We start from the raw sequence: 19,098 nt of genomic DNA, 5'->3' as shown, positions 1-19,098 counted from the left end.
CCCTGCACTGTGTTCTGTGAGCACATTTGCACAAAGCGTTTGCCAGCGAACCGCTGGTGACGGTTTTAAGATTTTCAGGTGAGCCCGCGCCCGGATCGCGGGTGACAGGCCCATAAACCTCGTAAAACAAAGCCCACTGCTCTCACAGTGGGCTTGTTGGACCAGTAACGCCTGGCTTACTGAGGGGAAACTTCGGTTTTTGGTTTACCGAAGTGCCATTCGTAGACCACGAACTTGAAGTCCTTCAGGTCGCCCTTGGCGTCGAAGCTCAGGTCGCCGGTTGGAGTCTTGAAGGTGCCGGCGTGGATGGCAGCCGCCACTTTGGCGGTGTCTTCGCTTTTCGCGGCAGCGATACCGCCGGCGATCACTTCAACAGCCGAGTAGGCCGGGAACACGAACGGGCCGGTTGGGTCCTGCTTGTTTTTGGTGAACTCTTCAACGATGGCCTTGTTGGCCGGGTCGGTGTCGAAGGATTTCGGCAGGGTTACCAGCAGGCCTTCGGAAGCGCCCTGGGCGATTTGCGAGATGGAGTCGTTGCCGACGCCCTCTGGGCCCATGAACTTGGCGTTCACGCCTTTTTCCTTGGCCTGGCGCAGGATCAGACCCAGCTCTGGGTGGTAGCCGCCGTAGTAGACGAAGTCGACGTTGGCTTGCTTGAGCTTCTGGATCAGCGAGCCGAAGTCTTTGTCGCCAGCGTTGATGCCTTCGAACAGGGCGACTTTCACGCCTTTTTTCTCGAGGGTCTGTTTAACGGCGGTGGCGATGCCTTCACCGTATTGCTGTTTGTCGTGGATAACAGCAACGACTTTAGGCTTCACGTGGTCGGCGATGTAGTTGCCGGCCGCTGGGCCTTGAGCACTGTCCAGACCGATGGTGCGGAACACCAGCTTGTAGCCACGGGAAGTGATTTCCGGGCTGGTGGCAGCCGGGGTGATCATGATCACGCCTTCGTCTTCGTAGATGTCGGACGCTGGCTGAGTGGAGCTGGAGCAGAGGTGACCGACTACGAACTTGACGCCGTCGTTGACCACTTTGTTCGCTACGGCAACGGCTTGTTTTGGATCGCACGCATCGTCGTATTCTTTTGCTTCAAGCATTTTGCCGTCGACACCGCCTTTGGCGTTGATGTCGGCGATTGCCTGCTTGGCACCCATGAATTGCATGTCGCCGTATTGCGTCACTGGACCGGTCTTAGGCCCGGCGATACCGATCTTGATGGTGTCGGCTGCGAACGAATGGCCGGCAACCCCAGCCAGGACCATAGCGGCAAACAGTTTGGAAATCTGCTTAGTAGCCTTATTCATAGTGCTCCACTCTTACTGTTGTATTTTTTATAGTTCTAGCGGCCTTGTGAGCTGCAGAACCGGATCAGATATCGCGGATATCCCCCCGGCATTGCCCTGGCAACTGTACCGGTACAGTGTAGAGCGCCGGTTGATCGCTTGAAAAGCTGGCTGCTGGGGGCAAACCCTGGGTGTGTCGCTTTAATGAAAGAAAAAGACAGAATCGCGGCGGGCTGATGCCAGAGTTTCAGGCAATCCTTGGCTTTCCTGACACTTTCGTTCGGTGCCTCATTTGCAACTGGGTTTTTCTGCCTGACGCCTGACGCTATGATTGCGCCGATTTTTTATTCAGGTGAATTCCCATGACGCAAGAACCTAGCACCCTCTATGCCAAGCTGCTCGGTGAAACCGCCGAAATTTCCTGGAAGGAGCTTGAACCGTTCTTTGCCAAGGGTGCCCTATTGTGGGTCGACGCCGGCCTGGATTTGATCGAAGCGGCCGAAGCAATGGCCGAGGATAACCGCGACAAAGTCGCTGGTTGGCTGGCTGCGGGCAGCCTTGGCGAGGTGTCTGCGACGCGGGCGCTGGACTTGGTTGAGCGTGACCCGAGCCTGTGGGCGGTGGTGGTTTCGCCGTGGATTCTGATCCAGGAAAGGGCAGCGCAAGAAAGTAATGCACTATAAAGGTGCGTGTTTTTTCGCCGCTCAAGTGTGTAGCGGAGTAACCGCTGGCGCCGTGATGGCATCTTGCCGTAGAGAAAGGTCACAGGTGACGGTGACGTAAGCGTCACGGGAACAGTTTTAAAGCGGGCTAAACATCGAGGGAATTGTTTCCGGGTGTGGCAAAGCCGCAGATCATTCCCACGCAGAGCGTGGGAACGATCAAACGGACAGCTCAAAAATCCAGGAGCCATTACTCAATGAAAGCTCGCGACTTTACAGTGCGTCTGAGTCCGGGACGCTCGGGTTTAACCCTAACTTTCCCAAAAAAACGACGTCAGCGAATGGGCCTGACAATGGACGGCGGGCCGATGCGGCCTGCACCGGGGTCTTTCGGCGCGAGGGCGTCCTTATTGCCCTCGACGCTGAACGGGTAAAGCGGGTTATGCATCTGGATGCCCTGGATCACACCTACCACATCGCTCAAGGGCACCGCCGGGCTGAGCAGGTAGCCCTGGATAAAGTCACAGCCGTGCTTGAGCAGCAGTTCAAATTGCGCCTGGGTTTCCACGCCTTCGGTGACCACCTGCAAGTGCAGGGTGTGGGCCATGCCGATGATTGCCTGGACGATCTCGACATCGGCGGTGGACTTGGGGATGTCCTGGATAAATGACCGGTCGATTTTCAAGGTATTGAGCGGCAGGCGCTTGAGGTAGGCTAGGGAGGAATACCCGGTGCCGAAATCATCAATGGCCAGCGAAACGCCCAGGGCGCGGATCTGGCGCAACAGCGCCAGGGTGCTGCTGATATTGCCCATCAGCGCGTTTTCGGTGACTTCCAGTTCCAGGCGGCTGGCGGCGATCCCGGCAAAACGCAGGGCGGCTTCGATCTCATCGGCCAGCTCGTCACGGGCCAGGTTCAAGGCCGAGCAATTCACGGTCATGGTCAGCTCGGGGTAACCGCGGTCAGACAGCAGGCTCAAATCGTGACAGGCCTGACGCAATACCCAGTGGTCGAGCTCGGCAATTAATCCGTTGTTTTCGGCAATGCCGATAAACCGGTCCGGGGCCAGCAACCCATGTTGCGGATGTTGCCAGCGCACCAGTGCTTCCAGGCGGGTGACCTTGCCCAGTTTCATGTCGAAGATCGGTTGGTAGAACAGCACCAATTCATTGCGGCCGCGCAGCGCGGCGCGCAGCTCCTCTTCCAGTTGCAGTTCAAGAAAGGCGCGGGTTTTAAGGTTGGAACTGAAGAAGTTCAGGCTGTTGCGCCCGGCGTCCTTGGACTGGTAAAGCGCCAGGTCCGCGGTTTTAAGCAACTCTTCGCAGGTCAGCCCGTCATCGGGGAACAGGCTGATGCCAATGCTGGTGGTCATCACCATGCGCCGGCCGGCCAGTTCGATCGGTTCTTTCATCTTCAGCATGATGCGCTGGGCCAGGTGCCGCGCTTCGTCGCGATGGTGAATGTTGATCAGGATGCAGAACTCGTCGCCGCCAAACCGCGCGACCACATCGTCATGGCTGCGTACCGAGCCCTTGATATGCCCGGCCAGTACGGTGAGCAGTTGGTCGCCAGCATCGTGGCCGAGGCTGTCATTGATGCGCTTGAAGTGGTCGATATCGAGGAAGATCACCGCCATCATGCCGTTACCGGCGGTTTTTTTCGCGACCTTCTCGGCAAAGATCTGGTTGAAGCCGCGACGGTTGAGCAGGCTGGTCAACGCATCGAAGTGCGCCACTTGTTGCAGCGAAGCGCGGGCTTGGTCCAGCTCACTGAGCAGGGCGTTGACCCGGCGCAGGTCACGCTCCTTGTGTTGCAGTTTTTTGTCGGCGAGGGCGGCGCTGACGCTGCTGCCGATCACCAACAGGGTGATCACGGCCACTGACAGGCCCAGTTGAATCGGGTTGTTATCCAGTGGCAACGACAGGTCAGCGCCGGCCGGCACCAGCATTTGCATGGCCGCCATGCCGGTAAAGTGCATGCTCAGGATGCCGGCGCCCAGCACTAGGCTGGCGGCGTATTTGAGCAGTTGATGGAACACGCCGGCGCCGGTGCGCAGGTAGCTCGACAGCAACAGCGCGGCCAGGCTGGCGCCGATGGCAATGGCCACGGAGGCCATGAACAAGTCGGTTGCGAAGTACACATCGGCCTGGGAGCGCATGGCCGACATGCCGACGTAATGCATTAGCGCGATACCCAGGCCCATCCAAATCGACGCCAGCAAATATTGATGGAATCGCAGGCGGGTGTGACTCAGGGTTTGCATGGCGAACAGCGAAGCGATCAAGGCGATCACCAGCGAGGCGAACGTCATGAGCAATTCATAATGAATGGCGATAGGTGCCTGGAAGGCCAGCATGCTGATGAAGTGCGTCGACCAGATGCCACCCGCCAGGCAACCCGCTCCCAGCCAGCGCCAATGACGGCGGGCGGTAGGGTCGTCGACATGGCCGACACGTTCAGCCATGTCCAGCGTGCCGAAACCGGCCGCGCAAGCAACCAGATATGCCAGTAGCACCAGGAACGGGTTATGACTGCAATTGAGTAATAAATGCCCGTTCTCTGGCAGGTCGGTAAAAAAATGCAGACCCAGCCATTCCATAGCAAGCCCCGTCATAGCGTCACGTCACAGCCTACGGCGATGACCTATGAAGTCGAGTATAGAAGCCTCGCGGGATTTGCCAGGGATAATGGCACTTTGCTCTCAACCATTTTGGCATGCCCGCCATAGCGTTTGATGCTAAGCGCTGATCGGCAGGTCCAGTTCAAAAGGCGCCTCTAACGGGGGCAGGCCAAAGGCGGCGCGGGCGGTGTCGCAATCGACGTTGTGTTCGCCCTGGCTCCATGACGCATCGAACTCGCGGCAGGGGCTCGAACGTTGTTCATAGATGGTGCAACGGGTGCCCTTGCCGACTTCCCCCTCAAGGCTGCAACACCGGGCGGGTTTCTGGTCGGTACCGATCATCGCCACGCGCGTGGGGTTGATCTGCACCACCAGGTCATCGGGCACTGTGCCACCCGATGAGGCGCATTCACCCCAGAAGAAAGACACACGAAAGTGTGAACAGCAGGCACCGCAACTCAGACACGGACTGGCTTCGGACATGGGCGTCATCGATAAGAAAAGTAGGATTGGGGTGTTACGGAAGGCTCGCCATTCTATCCGTGCCATGGCGGTTGGGAAGGGGGGCGCGAACTTATATTTTCGTAGGGAAAGTCCCGCGGTTACGGGCGAAATCATGCCCTATCAGCTTTACGAATCATTACAGACAAGCGTCCCCGGCCTGATTATGTTGCAGGTACCGGGCAGGATGCATCGGGCATCGCAGCTCTCATAACAATAAAAGAGACGGACCCATGCAGAACTCGACCCAAGCGGCGAATGCCTGGCGCATTCTGTTCCTGCTGTTTCTCGCCAACCTGTTCAATTTCTTCGACCGCACCATTCCCGCCATCATCATCGAGCCCATCCGCATGGAATGGCATTTGAGCGACTTCCAGCTCGGTATCATCGGCACCGCCTTCACCATCGTTTACGCCATCGCCGGCCTGCCGCTCGGGCGCCTGGCCGATACCGGTTCACGCAGCAAACTGATGGGCTGGGGCTTGTTTGCCTGGAGCGGGCTGACGGCGGTCAACGGCATGGTCGGTAGCTTCTGGACCTTTTTGCTGGTGCGCATGGGCATCGGCATCGGTGAAGCCAGCTATGCGCCGGCGGCCAATTCGCTGATCGGCGACCTGTTTCCCGCCCACCGCCGCGCCCGGGCCATGGGCATTTTCATGCTGGGCTTGCCGTTGGGCCTGCTGCTGGCGTTCTTCACCATTGGCGCGATGGTCAAGGCGTTCGACAGCTGGCGCGCACCGTTCTTTATCGCTGCTGTGCCGGGGCTGATCCTCGCGATCTTCATGTTCTATATCAAGGAACCCAAGCGCGGCGCGGCGGAAACCGTGCAAGTCTCCCAGGAACGCGTCGACCGCCCGATTCGTCGCGTTCTGGCGGTACCGACCTTCCTGTGGCTGGTGCTGGCCGGGTTGTGCTTTAACTTCGCCACCTATGCGTGCAACTCGTTCCTGGTGCCGATGTTGCAGCGCTATTTCCTGATGCCGTTGCAGGACGCCGCAGTGGCCACCGGCGTAATTGTCGGCATCACCGGGCTGGTGGGCCTGACCCTGGGCGGTTGGATTGCCGACAAGATCCATCAGCGGGTCGCCAACGGCCGGCTGCTGTTTGCTGCATGCAGCCTGATTATCTCGACCATTACCACTGCCTGGGCCTTGCACGCGGGGCGCATTGAGATTGGCGTGTTTGTGGCGCTGTTCAGTGTGGGCTGGTTGTTTGCCTATAACTTCTACACCTGCGTGTACACGGCGATCCAGGACGTGGTTGAGCCGCGCCTGCGCGCCACGGCGATGGCGCTGTTTTTTGCCGGCTTGTACTTGCTGGGCGGTGGCATGGGGCCGGTGGTGGTGGGCGGCCTGTCTGATCATTTTGCCCATTCGGCAATGTATGCCGATGGCGCCTCGCAGATGACCGAGGCGTATAAAGCGGTGGGGTTGCACGACGCCATGTACCTGATTCCGGTGGCGCTGTTCTTGACCATGTTGTTTCTGTTCCAGGCCTCACGCAGTTTTGTACGCGATGCCAAGAAGATGAAGGATGGGCTGGGGGCGGTGGAGGTGCCGGCTGCTGCCGCTGTAGCTTGATCGTTCCCACGCTCCGCGTGGGAATGCATCCTGTGACGCTCTGCGTCATGCTTCTAGGAGCGGACGCAGAGCGTCCAGGGCGGCGTTCCCACGCAGAGCGTGGGAACGATCAAAGGCCCGCATTGCGCGGGCCTTCTTCTTTAGCAGGGCAGGGCGGTTATCAACCCGCTACCAACACCCGAATGGCCTCCAACCGCAGCGCCGCCTTGTCGAGCATGGCCAGGCCTTGCTCGCGCTGGTTGCGCAGCGCCACCAGCTCGCTGTCGCGCACGGTCGGGTTGACGGCTTGCAACGCGGTCAGGCGCGCCAGTTCTTCGTCGGTGTCGGCTGCCAGACGGCGTTTAGCCTCGGCCACACGCTCGGCGTGGCGCGGGGTGATCTTCTCTTCGCCGGCATTGATGCGTGGCGTGAGTTGATCGCGCTGGGCCTGCACGAACTTGTTGGCGCTGGCGCGTGGCACGCTTTCCAGCTGGTCATTGAGGGTTTCAAACGACACACGACCAGACAGGTCATTGCCGTTGGTGTCCAGCAGGCAGCGCAGCGCCGCCGGCGGCAAGTAACGACCCAGTTGCAGCGCGCGCGGTGCCACCACTTCGCTGACGTAGAGCAGTTCGAGCAACACGGTGCCCGGCTTGAGCGCCTTGTTCTTGATCAGCGCCACGGCGGTGTTGCCCATCGAGCCGGACAGCACCAGGTCCATGCCGCCTTGCACCATCGGGTGTTCCCAGGTGATGAACTGCATGTCTTCACGCGACAGCGCCTGGTTACGGTCGTAGGTGATGGTCACACCTTCGTCGTCGCCGAGGGGGAAGCTGGCGTCGAGCATTTTTTCGCTGGGCTTCAAGATCAGGGCGTTTTCCGAATGGTCTTCGCTGTCGATGCCGAAGGCGTCGAACAGGGTTTCCATGTAGATCGGCAGGGCGAACTGGTCGTCTTGCTCAAGAATGTCTTCCACCAGCGCATCGCCTTCACCCGCGCCGCCGGAGTTGAGCTCCAGCAAGCGGTCGCGACCGGTGTGCAGTTCCTGTTCCAGACGCTCGCGCTCGGCACGGGCTTCGTCGATCAGGGCTTGCCACTCGCCGTCGTCGGCGTTTTCCAGCAGCGGCAGCAGGCGCGGGCCGAACTGATGCTGCAGGGCGTTGCCGGTCGGGCAGGTGTTGAGGAACGCGTTCAGCGCTTCGTGGTACCACTGGAACAGCCGTTCTTGCGGGCTGGTTTCCAGGTACGGCACGTGCAGCTCGATCACATGCTTCTGGCCGATCCGGTCCAGACGGCCTATCCGCTGTTCCAGCAGGTCCGGGTGGGACGGCAGGTCGAACAGCACCAAGTGGTGGGAGAACTGGAAGTTGCGACCTTCACTGCCGATTTCCGAGCAGATCAGCACCTGGGCGCCGAACTCTTCGTCTGCAAAGTAGGCAGCGGCGCGGTCACGCTCGAGGATGTTCATGCCCTCGTGGAACACCGTGGCCGGGATGCCGGAGCGCACGCGCAGGGCGTCTTCCAGGTCCATGGCGGTTTCGGCGTGGGCGCAGATCACCAGCACTTTGGTGCGCTTGAGCATTTTCAGCTGGTCGATCAGCCACTCTACGCGCGGGTCGAAACGCCACCAGCGGTTTTCTTCTTCAACATCCGGCTGCGACTGGAAGCTGACTTCCGGGTACAGCTCGGCGTGTTCGCCCAGCGGCAGTTCGAGGTATTCGTCCGGGTTCGGCAGCGGGTAAGCGTGCAGCTTGCGCTCCGGGAAACCCTGCACGGCGGCGCGGGTATTACGGAACAGCACGCGGCCGGTGCCGTGGCGGTCGAGCAGCTCACGCACCAGGCGCGCGCTGGCTTCGGTGTCGCCATCGTTGACGGCGGTGAGCAGTGCTTCGCCTTCGTCACCGAGGAAACCCTGGATGGTCTTGTGCGCTTTTGGCGACAGGCGGCCCTTGTCCAGCAGCTCCTGCACCGCTTCGGCCACCGGGCGATAGTTCTCGCTTTCGGCGCGGAAGGCGTGCAGGTCGTGGAAGCGGTTCGGGTCCAACAGGCGCAGGCGCGCGAAGTGGCTGTCCTGGCCCAGTTGTTCCGGGGTGGCGGTCAGCAGCAGCACGCCTGGGATCACTTCGGCCAGTTGCTCGACCAGCGCGTATTCCGGGCTGGCTTTTTCTTCATGCCAGACCAGGTGGTGGGCTTCGTCGACCACCAGCAGGTCCCAGCCGGCGGCGAACAGCGCGTCCTGGGCCTTTTCGTCGTCCACCAGCCATTCCAGAGCCACCAGCGCCAGCTGGGTGTCTTCGAACGGGTTGGCGGCATCGCTTTCGATAAAACGTTCTTCGTCGAACAGCGCAACCTGCAGGTTGAAGCGACGGCGCATTTCCACCAGCCACTGGTGCTGGAGGTTTTCCGGCACCAGGATCAGTACGCGGTTGGCGCGGCCCGACAGCAGCTGGCGATGGATCACCAGGCCCGCTTCGATGGTCTTGCCCAGGCCCACTTCGTCGGCCAGCAATACCCGTGGCGCGATACGGTCAGCGACTTCACGGGCAATGTGCAGTTGGTGAGCAATAGGTTGCGCACGCACGCCGCCCAGGCCCCACAGCGAGGACTGCAACTGACGGCTGGTGTGTTCCAGCGTGTGGTAGCGCAGCGAAAACCAGGCCAGCGGGTCGATCTGCCCGGCGAACAGACGGTCGCTGGCCAGGCGGAACTGGATAAAGTTCGACAGTTGGGTTTCCGGCAGGGTGACTTGCTCGTTCTGCCCGTTAAGGCCGTGGTAGACCAGCAGGCCATCGACGTCGTCGACTTCCTGTACGGTCATTTTCCAGCCTTCGAAATGGGTGATGCTGTCACCCGGCGAAAACCTCACACGAGTGAGGGGCGCATTCCGTAGCGCATACTGACGAGTGTCGCCAGTGGCCGGATAGAGCACGGTCAACAAGCGCCCGTCCTGTGCCAGAACGGTGCCTAACCCCAGCTCTGCTTCGCTGTCACTAATCCAGCGTTGCCCCGGTTGATACTGCTGCGCCATGCTGCCTGACTCCCGCCGTGAAAAAGCCGACTATTCTAACGGAACACGGCTTCCAGACCAAAAGGAATAGGTGCAGCTTCATGCTTTAAGCTACAAGCGGCAAGAAAAAGGGCGATAGGTTCGTCGGATAGATGACGATTGGTTCACAAGTTGGGGGCTTGGCACTCAAGTCGTCCCTCCCGCAGCCGACAGTCTGCGCAACAGGAGACTAAAAACCATGCTGCCACCCATACTGCCCTTGAGCGTTGTGCCGGTCACGTCGCAACTTGATCCGGTGCGCCAGAAGCCGGACATCCCGCCCGTGGTGCCCGTGCAGGCCGGCTCGAACGAAAGCACCATCGACCTGAAAAAGGGCGATGCCCAGCAGTCGACCCTGCTGTTGCGCGAAGAACAACGCCGTCAGCAGGAGCAACAGAAACGCCGGCGCGAAGCGGATGCAGACCCCGAGGCGCATCTGGCGGTCCCTGGCGATGAGCTCAACGCCGACAACACGGTACCGGTGGCGCCGCTGATCGAAGACGCGCCGCGCCAGGGTTTGTGGGTGGACGTCGAGGTTTAATCGCGCAACTCGCGCAGCGCGGCGATCAGCAACTCGATGTCGTGTTCGGTGTTGAGCGGGCTGACGGACACCCGCGCGATGCTTGTAAGCCCCCGCGCCTGCATATCCAGCGGCGTGTAGGCCACGCCGTTGGCGCCGATGTTGATGCGCTTCAGTCCCAGCCGACGTTTGAGTTCAAACGCCTCCCAGCCGGCGAGGTTGAAGGCGATCAGGCCGGAGTGAGCCGTGCCCAGATCGTGCAGGGAAACGCCCGGAATCTGCCGCAGCGCGTCGCGGATTCGTCCACTGAGCTGCAGGACCCTTTCCCATGTCCGCTCCACGCCCAGTCGGTTGATTTGCTGCAACGCATTGCCCAACCCCGCCAATAAGGCGCAGGACACTTCGCTGGTTTCAAAGCGGCGGGCATCGTTACGCAGGTCGAACCCTTGAGCGGTCCAGGGCGCCGAGAACACGTCGCGCTGGGCGGGGTTCAGGCGTTGCAGAAAGTCCGGCCGCACATACAACAGCGCCGTGCCACGCGGCCCGCGCAGGTGTTTACGCCCGGCGGACTTGAGCACATCGCAGTGCAGCGCCTGCACATCCACCGGCAACTGGCCGACCGCCTGGCCGGCGTCGATGAAGTAGGGGATTGCGTAGCGCCTGGCCACTTCGCCGATGGCCTGGGCCGGGTTGATCAGGCCGCCATTGGCCGGCAGCCAGGTCAGGTCGATCAGCTTGACGTTAGCATCAATCATCGCTTCCAGCGCCAGCGGGCAGACTGCGCCGGTCGCATCGCAGGGAATGACCTTCACATGTGCACCCGCTTGCACGGCCAACTGCATACTCGCCAGGTTGCCACCCCATTCATGGCGGCCCACCAGGATGCGGTCGCCCGGCTGCCACGGCCCCAAAGCCTGGAACGCCATGCTCCAGGCGGTTGAGCCGCTGCTGGCAAAGGCCATCGAGGCGGCGGGCGCATTGAGCAATTGCCCAGCTGCGCGCCGGGCTTTTTCCACCAGAATCGCGCCATGCTCGCCGGCCTCCATCGGGCCATCGCGGGCTTCGCGTTGCAACTGGTCGATGATCGCGTCGAGGGTGGCTTGGCTCGGCAGCGAGGCACCGGCATGGTTGAAGTGCACGATGCCCGAATGGCAGCCGGGTGTGGCGTCGCGCAGGTCCTGGACTTGCAGCGGGCTCACGGCTGCAGCTCGAAAATTGCGTCCACCTCCACGGCGACGCCGGCGGGCAGGCTCGACACGCCGACGGCGGTGCGCACATGCCGGCCTTTGTCGCCCAAGGCATTCACCAGCAGATTGGATGCGCCATTGGCAACTACGCTTTGGCGCGTGAAATCGCCGCTGCTGGCGATGAACACGCCCAAGCGGAGAATGCGCACCACACGCGACAGGTCATCGCCGACGGCAGCGCTTAACTGACTGAGCAAACCCAACGCCGCCAGCTCTGCCGCTTGGGCACCTTCTTCATCGCTGAGGGATTCGCCCAGCCGGCCGATGTAGGCAGGTTTACCGTCGAGCATTGGAATTTGCCCGGAAATAAACAGCTGGTTCTGGCTGGTGACGTGGTTGATGTAGTTGGCTGCGGGTTGGCTGGGAGTTGGCAGCGTCAGGCCAAGGGCTAGTACGCGTTGGCGGATGGAGTCGCTCATGTTCAATCCTCTTGGGTGAAGAGGGGTGAGCATGTTGGACGCAGTGAGGGGCGACAAACGGATAGATCTCACGGGACGTATCGAAATAACTCAAGTGTCGCAACAAGCTTCCTTTAGCCAGGCGCTGAAACATTCGACGGCTTCGCTGGCCGGGCCTTGGGCGGCGATCAGCCAGTAGCCGATTTCACTGTGATAGGGCGGCCAGTCAAAGGCTTCCACCAGGCTGCCGTCCTGGAGCCTGCGCGCGATCAGGCGATGACGGCCCATGGCGATGCCTTGGCCAGCCACGGCGGCCTCAACCACGATGTTGTAATCGTGCAGCAGCACGCGGGGGTGGTGGTCGAGGTTGACCTGATAGTGCGCCGACCAATCCGTCCACTCGAAAGGGCGGTGCGAGGTGGCCATCAACAAGGGCGCGTTGTGCAGTTGGCTGGCCTTGAAGGCCGGGCTGCACACCGGTGAAATGACTTCCGCCATCAAGCGCGTGGCCTGCACATCGGGCCAGTCGCCCTTGCCATAACGAATGGCCAGGTCGACCTCGGCGGCGGCGACATTGGCTAATTGAATCGCTGGCAGCAGTTCCACCTGGATATGCGGGTAGCGGTTGAGAAACCCGGCCAGGCGCGGGGCCAGCCACAGAGTGGCAAACGAGGCGAGCAGGCCTACGCGCAGGACTGTGGTTGTGGGGGCGACTTTCTGCGCGCGGGTGGCGGCGGCAATCATGTCGAGGGCTGGGCGAATTTCGTCGTAGTAGTGTTGGCCGTCGGCGGTCAGATCAATCGCGCGGGTGCGTCGGATAAACAGTGGTTTGCCCAGATACTGTTCTAGCTTTTGCACCTGGTGGCTGAGTGCGCTCTGGGTAACCGACAACTCATTGGCGGCCTTGATAAAACTCAAGTGCCGCGCCACCGCCTCAAAAGCGCGCAGGGCCAGCAGCGGCGGAAGGTCATTGTGCAGTGCCAACTGAGTGCGCCTACAGGGTAAGTGGGAAAGTGTCGATTTTGGGCGATGTGCTTCCTTTTGTCGCCCGCAGATTCTCCTGTCGTAATTTGGGGATATGCCCTACATCTCCCCGGGCAGCTGTACGCAAAGCTCTGTGTCTTTTTTGAGACGGTAGAGCGATGAAAAACCTTATAAAGGCCAATGTGATCGGGTTGGCTGTTTCAATGGGCCTTTGCGCGGGCGCAGCAGCGAATGAGTCACCGCTGGTCGGGGCCTGGAAGCTGGTCGGCTATCAGGTTGAATCCCAGGATACCCGCGAGAAAATCCCGGCAATGGGCAGCCGTCCTTCCGGGCGCGTTATTTTTACCGCGGATCATCGAGTGGCTTTCGTGTTGACCGGCGAGGGAAGAAAGCCCGGCACTTCCGACGCTGAAAAATCAGTGCTGTTGAATACGCTGGTGGCTTATACCGGTATTGAGCGGGTCGAGGGCAATCAATGGTGCACAGAGGTTGATTCTGCCTGGAATCCGGCGTGGGTGGGGACGGTGCAATGCCGTGATTTTCAGGTCAGGGGCAACACGCTGGAAGTGCTGACGCCCTGGCGCCAAATGCCGAATTGGCCGGGGACTACACGTTCCATCATTACCTTTGAGCGGGATAAATAAGCGCCAGGAGAGGGAAGTACGGGGATTTTCATTCTGGTATTTGCCGTCCAGCGGGAGAGGCCGCATTATTGAGCCATTCCCGCCACGACGTATGCCCAGCCATGAGTGATGACGACAAGCTGATTGACCTGAATGCTGAACGCGCCAAGCGTGTGCATGACCTCAATGACAAGCGCCTGAACGAAGTGCGCCAGGCGTTTGAACAGGCGATGCCTTTAGGCAAGACCAGGAAGAAGTCGAAGAACAAACCGAAAAAGCGTTGAAACAACCTGCATCTGTTGATGCAGGTCAGTTATTGCCCTTCTTTACGCCCCGTTGCGGGCGACATTGATCCTCGTCAATTTTCCAATCCGCCTTCTCCATTAACTTAGCCCTATCGCAACAGGGCATGAGCAGGAGGCCGGTCATGTTTTTCGATAATGTGGTATTTGCCGGGGTGCTGACTGTCAGCCTCATGGTGCTGTTTTTTGTAGGGTTCGGGATTTTTATCTGGAAGGACGCTAATAAGCGTAAAGAACCGTAAGTTCTTCCGGGTTACATGAGCACGCAAGGCATTTTGGGCGACTTCGGTCGCCCTTTTTTTTGCCTGCTATTTAATGTGATCGTTCCCACGCTCCGCGTGGGAATGCCTCATGTGACGCTCCGCGTCACGCCTTTAAGAGCAGACGCGGAGCGTCCAGGGCTGCATTCCCACGCGGAGCGTGGGAATGATCTGTAGATAAAAAAGGCGCAGCCTATCAGCTGCCCAATGCCTTGGACGCCAGCCAGAACAACCCGGCCGACAGGCCCACGGTTGCCGGCAAGGTCAACACCCAGGCCATCAGGATGGTCTTCACCGTGCCACCTTGCAGCCCGCTTTTGTTGGCGACCATGGTGCCGGCCACGCCGGATGACAACACGTGGGTTGTCGACACCGGCAGGCTGAAGATGTTGGCCAGGCCAATCATGCTCGCCGTGGTGATTTGCGCCGACATGCCTTGGGCATAGGTCATGCCTTGCTTGCCGATCTTCTCACCGATGGTCAGTACCACACGCTTCCAGCCCACCATGGTGCCCAGGCCCAGGGCCAGTGCGACGGCGAGGATCACCCAGAACGGGGCGTATTCGGTGGTGGCGGTCAAGTCTTTGCGCAGCTTGTCCAGGTCGGACTTCTCACGCGCATCCAGGCCCGGCAGCTTGCCGACTTTCTTCGCGGTGTCGTCCAGGCACAGCAGGTAGCGGCGCACTTCAATGCGGTGCTCGGCAGTCAGCGAGTGGTAGTCGGAAACGCCTTTCAAGGTGTCCATCAACGCATTGATGGTCGGTTCGGTCTGCTGCGGGTTGCACTGGAACTTGCCCGGCAGGTCGTCCTTGACGCTTTTGCCCAGTGCCAGGAACTCACCGAGGGTGGCGTTATTGCGCTCGTAGAACTGGCTCAAGTGCACAGTAGCGTCGCGAGTACGTTCAATCTGGTAAGTGGTGCTGCCCAGGTCGAGTACGAACTGCGCCGGTACGATACCGATGAGCACCAGCATGATCAGGCCGATGCCCTTCTGGCCATCGTTGGAGCCGTGCACGAAGCTCACGGCCATGGCCGAGATCACCAATACCAGACGGTTCCAGAACGGTGGGTGCTTCTTGTCGTCGAGCTTGCGGCGCTGGTCCGGGGTCTTGTGCATTTTCGACAGTGGGCGCCACCACTTCAGGCCGATCAGCACCAGGGCTGCGACCAGGAAACCGGCCATCGGCGAGAACACCAGGGAAGCGCCAATATCGATGGCTTTCTGCCAGTTCACACCGTCAGCCAAGGGGATGTCGTTGATCAGGGCATTGGCCAGGCCGACACCGAGGATCGAGCCGATCAAGGTATGGGAGCTGGAGGCCGGGATACCGAAGTACCAGGTGCCCAGGTTCCAGGTGATCGCTGCTGCCAATAAAGAGAAGACCATTGCCAGGCCATGGCCGGTGTTCACATTGATCAGCAACTCCACCGGCAGCAAGTGCACGATGGCGTAGGCGACACCCACACCACCGAGCAACACGCCGAGGAAGTTGAACACCCCGGAGAAGAACACGGCCAGATGCGGCGGCATGGCTTTGGTGTAGATGACTGTGGCCACCGCGTTAGCGGTGTCATGAAAGCCATTGATGAACTCGAAGGCGAGGACAAAGGCCAGGGCGAGCAACAGGCTCACTAGAACCCAAGCATCCAGTCCGCTGAATAAATCGATCATGAAGGTTTTCTGACCCGGTCGTAAGGGGGCGCGATTATGCCAGAAAACCTCAGTAATCGATGCATTAGCTGCTCATCGGTAACAATCTTCACTGAAAAAATACCGGGCAATGCGGCGAATCCCAGGGTTTTCGGGGCTTTGGCAAGTCTTTGATTTATAAAGTGCGGGGCCGAAAAGACACGGATTTGTCATGCAAACGTCATGTCAGAAACATTTGTATGAAATTTCGTTGGCTGCAGCAGGACGCTGACCAATGGTGTGTCAATGCGCGGTGCCCTCCGCTGGCGGTGAGCCAGCAGAGACAGCAAAACCCTGGAAACTCTGAGCGAAGGGCTTATGGCTCTTCGGTTTTGAGTTCCTGTTCAATCTTTTGAATTTCCTGGGCAAATGCCTGATCCAGCAAACTGGCCCGTTTGCGCCAGGGTTTGCGCTCGGGTTCAGGTTGCGCGGCGTAGGTGGTGACTTCCCCGCCGTAAACGTCCTTGTAACGTTGTTCCTGGCGCTCAAGTTCCGCGCGCAGTTCGTCTTTCGTCACAGTGTTACCTAATTAAGTTGAGTGTATTGACGGTGCAGCGTCATGCCTGAAAGTCGTCCTCGGGTTGTTTGAAATTGAACAGTAAAACCATTCAAGTTTGAAAAGGACCAAAGGGCAGATCTTATAAACAGGTATGTGTGACCGGTGATGCCTGCAATGCGCATCGCCTGGTGAGCTCCACTCCCGATGATAATGAAACCGGGCTGACCTCTGCACAAGCTGCATTATAGCGGCGCGTTTGAATAAAACTATCAGCATTAAGTTAAAAAGCGTCAACTTCGTGTGAGGCTTTTGTTACATGGCGGTGTGAGTCCTGTGCATTGGGCGCATTACCGTAGTGGTCATCTCGGCTTTCGGGTTCCACCAGGAGAATTGCGATAATCGCATGATCGTCCGATAATCGCCCAATGTTGCGGGCGCCGCCTTGTACATCCCGACCGGCCCGGCTTGTAATGGCGGCCAACCCTCCCAGCGGTTGAAAACAAGAGAAAGGACCCTTGAAATGAACGATCAATTGCGCAACTCCTTCGCGTCAGTGGCGCCGCCGATCGTGGCTTCACCGGCCAAACGTATCCAGGCGTTTACCGGTGATCCGGACTTCATGACCTCCCTGGCCCGAGGCCTGGCGGTGGTGCAGGCATTTCAGGAGCGCAAGCGCCACCTGACCATCGCCCAGATCAGCCATCGCACCGAAATCCCGCGCGCCGCCGTGCGCCGTTGCCTGCACACCTTGATCAAACTCGGTTATGCCACCACCGATGGGCGCACCTATTCACTGCTGCCCAAAGTCCTGACCCTGGGGCATGCCTATTTGTCCTCCACGCCATTGGCCGTATCGGCCCAGCCGTACCTGGACCGCATGAGCGAGCAATTGCACGAGGCTTGCAACATGGCGACCCTGGAAGGCGACGACATCCTGTATATCGCCCGCTCGGCCACTACCCAGCGCCTGATATCGGTGGACCTGTCGGTGGGCGGGCGTTTGCCGGCGTATTGCACATCGATGGGGCGCATCCTCCTGGCGGCGCTGGACGATGCTTCGCTCAAGGACTATCTCGACCACGCCGACCTGCAAACCAAGACCAGCCGCACCCTGACCACGCCCGAAGCCTTGTTCGAATGCCTGCAACAAGTGCGTCAGCAGGGCTGGTGCATCGTCGATCAGGAGCTGGAGCAGGGCCTGCGCTCCATCGCCGTGCCGGTGTACGACGCGTCCGGCCAGGTGTTGGCCGCGCTCAATGTCAGCACCCACGCCGGACGCGTCAGCCGCAGCGAGCTGGAACAGCGTTTCCTGCCGAGCATGCTCAGCGCCAGCCGCGAGCTGAGTGCGCAACTGTTTGCCTAAGTGTTCGGTGACCGCACAGATCCCGGCTTGATCAATTGACGCTGTTTCCCCCGACTTATTACTGTGCGGCAGCGCTCTGAAGAGCCGCCAATAATAATGACGACCCCAGGTCGTTAGCCCGCCATCGGTGTGGAATAAAAAAAAATAATGAATCAGCCTTCTGTCGGTACCACCCTGGACGTGCAGTCCTTTATCAACGCCCAGCCACTGTCGCGCTACCAGTGGCGTGTGGTGATCCTGTGTTTCCTGATTGTCTTCCTCGACGGCCTCGACACCGCCGCCATGGGCTTTATTGCGCCGGCGTTGTCCCAGGATTGGGGCATCGACCGCGCCAGCCTCGGCCCGGTGATGAGCGCCGCGCTGATCGGCATGGTTTTCGGCGCACTCGGTTCCGGCCCGCTGGCGGACCGTTTCGGGCGCAAAGTGGTGCTGGTGAGTGCGGTGTTGGTGTTTGGCGCATTCAGCCTGGCTTCGGCCTACAGCACTAACGTCGACCAACTGCTGATGCTGCGCTTTCTGACCGGGCTGGGCCTGGGCGCGGGAATGCCGAACGCCACGACGCTGCTGTCCGAATACACCCCCGAGCGCCACAAATCGTTGCTGGTGACCAGCATGTTCTGCGGTTTCAACCTGGGCATGGCCGGCGGCGGGTTTTTCTCGGCCAAGCTGATCCCGGCGTTCGGCTGGCATAGCCTGTTGCTGATCGGCGGCATCCTGCCGTTGATCCTGGCGGTGGTGCTGCTGGTCTGGCTGCCGGAATCGGCGCGTTACCTGGTGGTGCGCAATCGCGGCACCGACAAGGTGCGTAAAACCTTGTCTGCCATCGAACCCACGATTGTTGCCCAGGCGAGCAGCTTCAGCGTGCCCGAGCAAAAAACCGTCAAGGCCCGCAACGTGTTTGCGGTGATTTTCTCCGGCACCTACAGCGCCGGCACCTTGCTGCTGTGGCTCACCTACTTTATGGGCCTGGTGATTGTTTACCTGCTGACCAGTTGGCTGCCGACCCTGATGCGCGACAGCGGCGCCAGCATGGAACAGGCGGCTTTTATCGGCGCGTTGTTCCAGTTTGGCGGCGTGCTCAGTGCGGTCGGCGTGGGCTGGGCGATGGACCGCTTCAACCCTCACAAGGTCATCGGCACCTTCTACCTGCTGGCCGGGGTGTTTGCCTACGCCGTGGGGCAGAGTCTGGGCAATATCACGCTATTGGCGACCTTGGTGTTGATCGCCGGGATGTGCGTCAACGGCGCGCAATCGGCCATGCCGTCCCTCGCTGCACGCTTCTACCCGACCCAGGGCCGCGCCACCGGTGTGTCGTGGATGCTTGGCATCGGCCGCTTCGGCGCGATCCTCGGCGCGTGGATGGGCGCCACCTTGCTGGGCCTGGGCTGGAACTTCGAGCAGGTGCTGACGGCGCTGGTGATTCCGGCGGCGTTGGCCACGGCTGCTGTGGTGATCAAGGGCATGGTCAGCCATGCGGATGCTACCTGATACCTGCGCGATTCAAGTGGGCGCTAAATTGTGTGGGAGCTGGCTTGCCTGCG

17 protein-coding genes are annotated in these 19,098 nt (G+C 60.1%); 8 read left to right on the top strand and 9 right to left on the bottom strand.

What is annotated here, in order from left to right; genetic code table 11:
* Positions 1 to 176: 176 nt before the first annotated feature.
* The gene (locus AOA59_RS02795; protein ID WP_017137213.1) at positions 177 to 1,304 is read right to left on the bottom strand and encodes a branched-chain amino acid ABC transporter substrate-binding protein; all 1,128 of its coding nucleotides are present in this window, start codon (positions 1,302 to 1,304) and stop codon (positions 177 to 179) included.
* A gap of 341 nt (positions 1,305 to 1,645) precedes the next feature.
* On the opposite strand from AOA59_RS02795, the gene AOA59_RS02790 reads away from it, so the two are divergent.
* A complete protein-coding gene (locus tag AOA59_RS02790; RefSeq protein ID WP_099485833.1) occupies positions 1,646 to 1,966 on the top strand; it encodes a DUF2288 domain-containing protein in 321 nt (106 codons plus the stop codon).
* 313 nt (positions 1,967 to 2,279) lie between these two features.
* Here AOA59_RS02790 and AOA59_RS02785 read toward each other — a convergent pair whose 3' ends face one another.
* Together AOA59_RS02785 and AOA59_RS02780 are read right to left on the bottom strand one after the other, a co-directional pair.
* Complete coding sequence (locus AOA59_RS02785; protein ID WP_099485831.1) at positions 2,280 to 4,544, bottom strand: bifunctional diguanylate cyclase/phosphodiesterase; 2,265 nt, start codon at positions 4,542 to 4,544, stop codon at positions 2,280 to 2,282.
* A 138-nt stretch (positions 4,545 to 4,682) separates the two neighbouring features.
* Positions 4,683 to 5,048: a YkgJ family cysteine cluster protein gene (locus AOA59_RS02780; protein WP_056857472.1), complete on the bottom strand. Its 366-nt coding sequence runs from the start codon at positions 5,046 to 5,048 to the stop codon at positions 4,683 to 4,685.
* 251 nt (positions 5,049 to 5,299) lie between these two features.
* Here AOA59_RS02780 and AOA59_RS02770 point away from each other — a divergent pair, with 251 nt between their 5' ends.
* Positions 5,300 to 6,646, top strand: coding sequence for an MFS transporter (locus AOA59_RS02770; RefSeq protein ID WP_017137218.1), 1,347 nt, complete (start codon positions 5,300 to 5,302; stop codon positions 6,644 to 6,646).
* Between the two features lie 160 nt (positions 6,647 to 6,806).
* On the opposite strand, the gene rapA is transcribed toward AOA59_RS02770, so the two are convergent.
* Positions 6,807 to 9,653, bottom strand: a complete 2,847-nt coding sequence (rapA, locus tag AOA59_RS02765) for an RNA polymerase-associated protein RapA (protein WP_065929030.1) — start codon at positions 9,651 to 9,653, stop codon at positions 6,807 to 6,809.
* A 217-nt stretch (positions 9,654 to 9,870) separates the two neighbouring features.
* Here rapA and AOA59_RS02760 point away from each other — a divergent pair, with 217 nt between their 5' ends.
* The gene (locus tag AOA59_RS02760) at positions 9,871 to 10,212 is read left to right on the top strand and encodes an aspartate-semialdehyde dehydrogenase (protein WP_099485829.1); all 342 of its coding nucleotides are present in this window, start codon (positions 9,871 to 9,873) and stop codon (positions 10,210 to 10,212) included.
* Here AOA59_RS02760 and AOA59_RS02755 read toward each other — a convergent pair.
* The 3 genes from AOA59_RS02755 to AOA59_RS02745 all read right to left on the bottom strand — a co-directional run bounded on the left by AOA59_RS02755 (position 10,209) and on the right by AOA59_RS02745 (position 12,820).
* A complete protein-coding gene (locus AOA59_RS02755) occupies positions 10,209 to 11,390 on the bottom strand; it encodes an aminotransferase class V-fold PLP-dependent enzyme (protein WP_099485828.1) in 1,182 nt (393 codons plus the stop codon). The genes AOA59_RS02760 and AOA59_RS02755 overlap by 4 nt on opposite strands.
* On the bottom strand, positions 11,387 to 11,857 hold the full coding sequence (locus tag AOA59_RS02750; protein WP_099485826.1) for a RidA family protein: 471 nt from the start codon (positions 11,855 to 11,857) through the stop codon (positions 11,387 to 11,389). The genes AOA59_RS02755 and AOA59_RS02750 overlap by 4 nt, the downstream gene beginning before the upstream one ends.
* 90 nt (positions 11,858 to 11,947) lie before the next feature.
* A complete protein-coding gene (locus AOA59_RS02745) occupies positions 11,948 to 12,820 on the bottom strand; it encodes a LysR substrate-binding domain-containing protein (RefSeq protein ID WP_099485824.1) in 873 nt (290 codons plus the stop codon).
* Between the two features lie 158 nt (positions 12,821 to 12,978).
* Here AOA59_RS02745 and AOA59_RS02740 point away from each other — a divergent pair, with 158 nt between their 5' ends.
* The 3 genes from AOA59_RS02740 to ccoM all read left to right on the top strand — a co-directional run bounded on the left by AOA59_RS02740 (position 12,979) and on the right by ccoM (position 13,987).
* Entirely contained in the window at positions 12,979 to 13,464 is a 486-nt protein-coding gene (locus tag AOA59_RS02740) for a lipocalin-like domain-containing protein (RefSeq protein ID WP_083221715.1), read from the top strand.
* Between the two features lie 101 nt (positions 13,465 to 13,565).
* Positions 13,566 to 13,727 carry a hypothetical protein gene (locus AOA59_RS32615; protein WP_099485822.1) on the top strand — a complete coding sequence of 54 codons (162 nt, stop codon included), beginning with the start codon at positions 13,566 to 13,568 and terminating at the stop codon, positions 13,725 to 13,727.
* A gap of 143 nt (positions 13,728 to 13,870) precedes the next feature.
* Positions 13,871 to 13,987 carry a cytochrome c oxidase subunit CcoM gene (gene ccoM, locus AOA59_RS33330; protein ID WP_017137226.1) on the top strand — a complete coding sequence of 39 codons (117 nt, stop codon included), beginning with the start codon at positions 13,871 to 13,873 and terminating at the stop codon, positions 13,985 to 13,987.
* Positions 13,988 to 14,201: 214 nt separating this feature from the next.
* Here ccoM and AOA59_RS02725 read toward each other — a convergent pair whose 3' ends face one another.
* Positions 14,202 to 15,677, bottom strand: a complete 1,476-nt coding sequence (locus AOA59_RS02725) for an inorganic phosphate transporter (RefSeq protein ID WP_056857464.1) — start codon at positions 15,675 to 15,677, stop codon at positions 14,202 to 14,204.
* A gap of 334 nt (positions 15,678 to 16,011) precedes the next feature.
* The gene (locus tag AOA59_RS02720; protein WP_003189295.1) at positions 16,012 to 16,212 is read right to left on the bottom strand and encodes a hypothetical protein; all 201 of its coding nucleotides are present in this window, start codon (positions 16,210 to 16,212) and stop codon (positions 16,012 to 16,014) included.
* A gap of 502 nt (positions 16,213 to 16,714) precedes the next feature.
* Here AOA59_RS02720 and pcaR point away from each other — a divergent pair.
* Together pcaR and AOA59_RS02710 are read left to right on the top strand one after the other, a co-directional pair.
* The gene (gene pcaR / locus AOA59_RS02715) at positions 16,715 to 17,557 is read left to right on the top strand and encodes a pca regulon transcriptional regulator PcaR (RefSeq protein WP_017137228.1); all 843 of its coding nucleotides are present in this window, start codon (positions 16,715 to 16,717) and stop codon (positions 17,555 to 17,557) included.
* 147 nt (positions 17,558 to 17,704) lie between these two features.
* Complete coding sequence (locus tag AOA59_RS02710; protein WP_099485817.1) at positions 17,705 to 19,045, top strand: MFS transporter; 1,341 nt, start codon at positions 17,705 to 17,707, stop codon at positions 19,043 to 19,045.
* Positions 19,046 to 19,098: the final 53 nt, after the last annotated feature.

It is taken from the genome of Pseudomonas sp. 2822-15, from assembly GCF_002742515.1.
Classification (GTDB): domain Bacteria; phylum Pseudomonadota; class Gammaproteobacteria; order Pseudomonadales; family Pseudomonadaceae; genus Aquipseudomonas; species Aquipseudomonas salomonii.
The sequence above is the reverse complement of the archived record's forward strand: the minus strand, read 5'-3'. Positions and strand labels throughout refer to the sequence as shown.

Coding starts and splice junctions, on each gene's coding strand:
- AOA59_RS02740 (WP_083221715.1), top strand. CDS start 12,979: ATGAAAAACCTTATAAAGGCCAATGTGATCGGGTTGGCTGTTTCAATG.
- AOA59_RS02710 (WP_099485817.1), top strand. CDS start 17,705: ATGAATCAGCCTTCTGTCGGTACCACCCTGGACGTGCAGTCCTTTATC.
- AOA59_RS02750 (WP_099485826.1), bottom strand. CDS start 11,857: ATGAGCGACTCCATCCGCCAACGCGTACTAGCCCTTGGCCTGACGCTG.
- AOA59_RS02790 (WP_099485833.1), top strand. CDS start 1,646: ATGACGCAAGAACCTAGCACCCTCTATGCCAAGCTGCTCGGTGAAACC.
- AOA59_RS02780 (WP_056857472.1), bottom strand. CDS start 5,048: ATGTCCGAAGCCAGTCCGTGTCTGAGTTGCGGTGCCTGCTGTTCACAC.
- rapA (WP_065929030.1), bottom strand. CDS start 9,653: ATGGCGCAGCAGTATCAACCGGGGCAACGCTGGATTAGTGACAGCGAA.
- AOA59_RS02760 (WP_099485829.1), top strand. CDS start 9,871: ATGCTGCCACCCATACTGCCCTTGAGCGTTGTGCCGGTCACGTCGCAA.
- AOA59_RS32615 (WP_099485822.1), top strand. CDS start 13,566: ATGAGTGATGACGACAAGCTGATTGACCTGAATGCTGAACGCGCCAAG.
- AOA59_RS02770 (WP_017137218.1), top strand. CDS start 5,300: ATGCAGAACTCGACCCAAGCGGCGAATGCCTGGCGCATTCTGTTCCTG.
- AOA59_RS02785 (WP_099485831.1), bottom strand. CDS start 4,544: ATGGAATGGCTGGGTCTGCATTTTTTTACCGACCTGCCAGAGAACGGG.
- AOA59_RS02725 (WP_056857464.1), bottom strand. CDS start 15,677: ATGATCGATTTATTCAGCGGACTGGATGCTTGGGTTCTAGTGAGCCTG.
- pcaR (WP_017137228.1), top strand. CDS start 16,715: ATGAACGATCAATTGCGCAACTCCTTCGCGTCAGTGGCGCCGCCGATC.
- AOA59_RS02795 (WP_017137213.1), bottom strand. CDS start 1,304: ATGAATAAGGCTACTAAGCAGATTTCCAAACTGTTTGCCGCTATGGTC.
- ccoM (WP_017137226.1), top strand. CDS start 13,871: ATGTTTTTCGATAATGTGGTATTTGCCGGGGTGCTGACTGTCAGCCTC.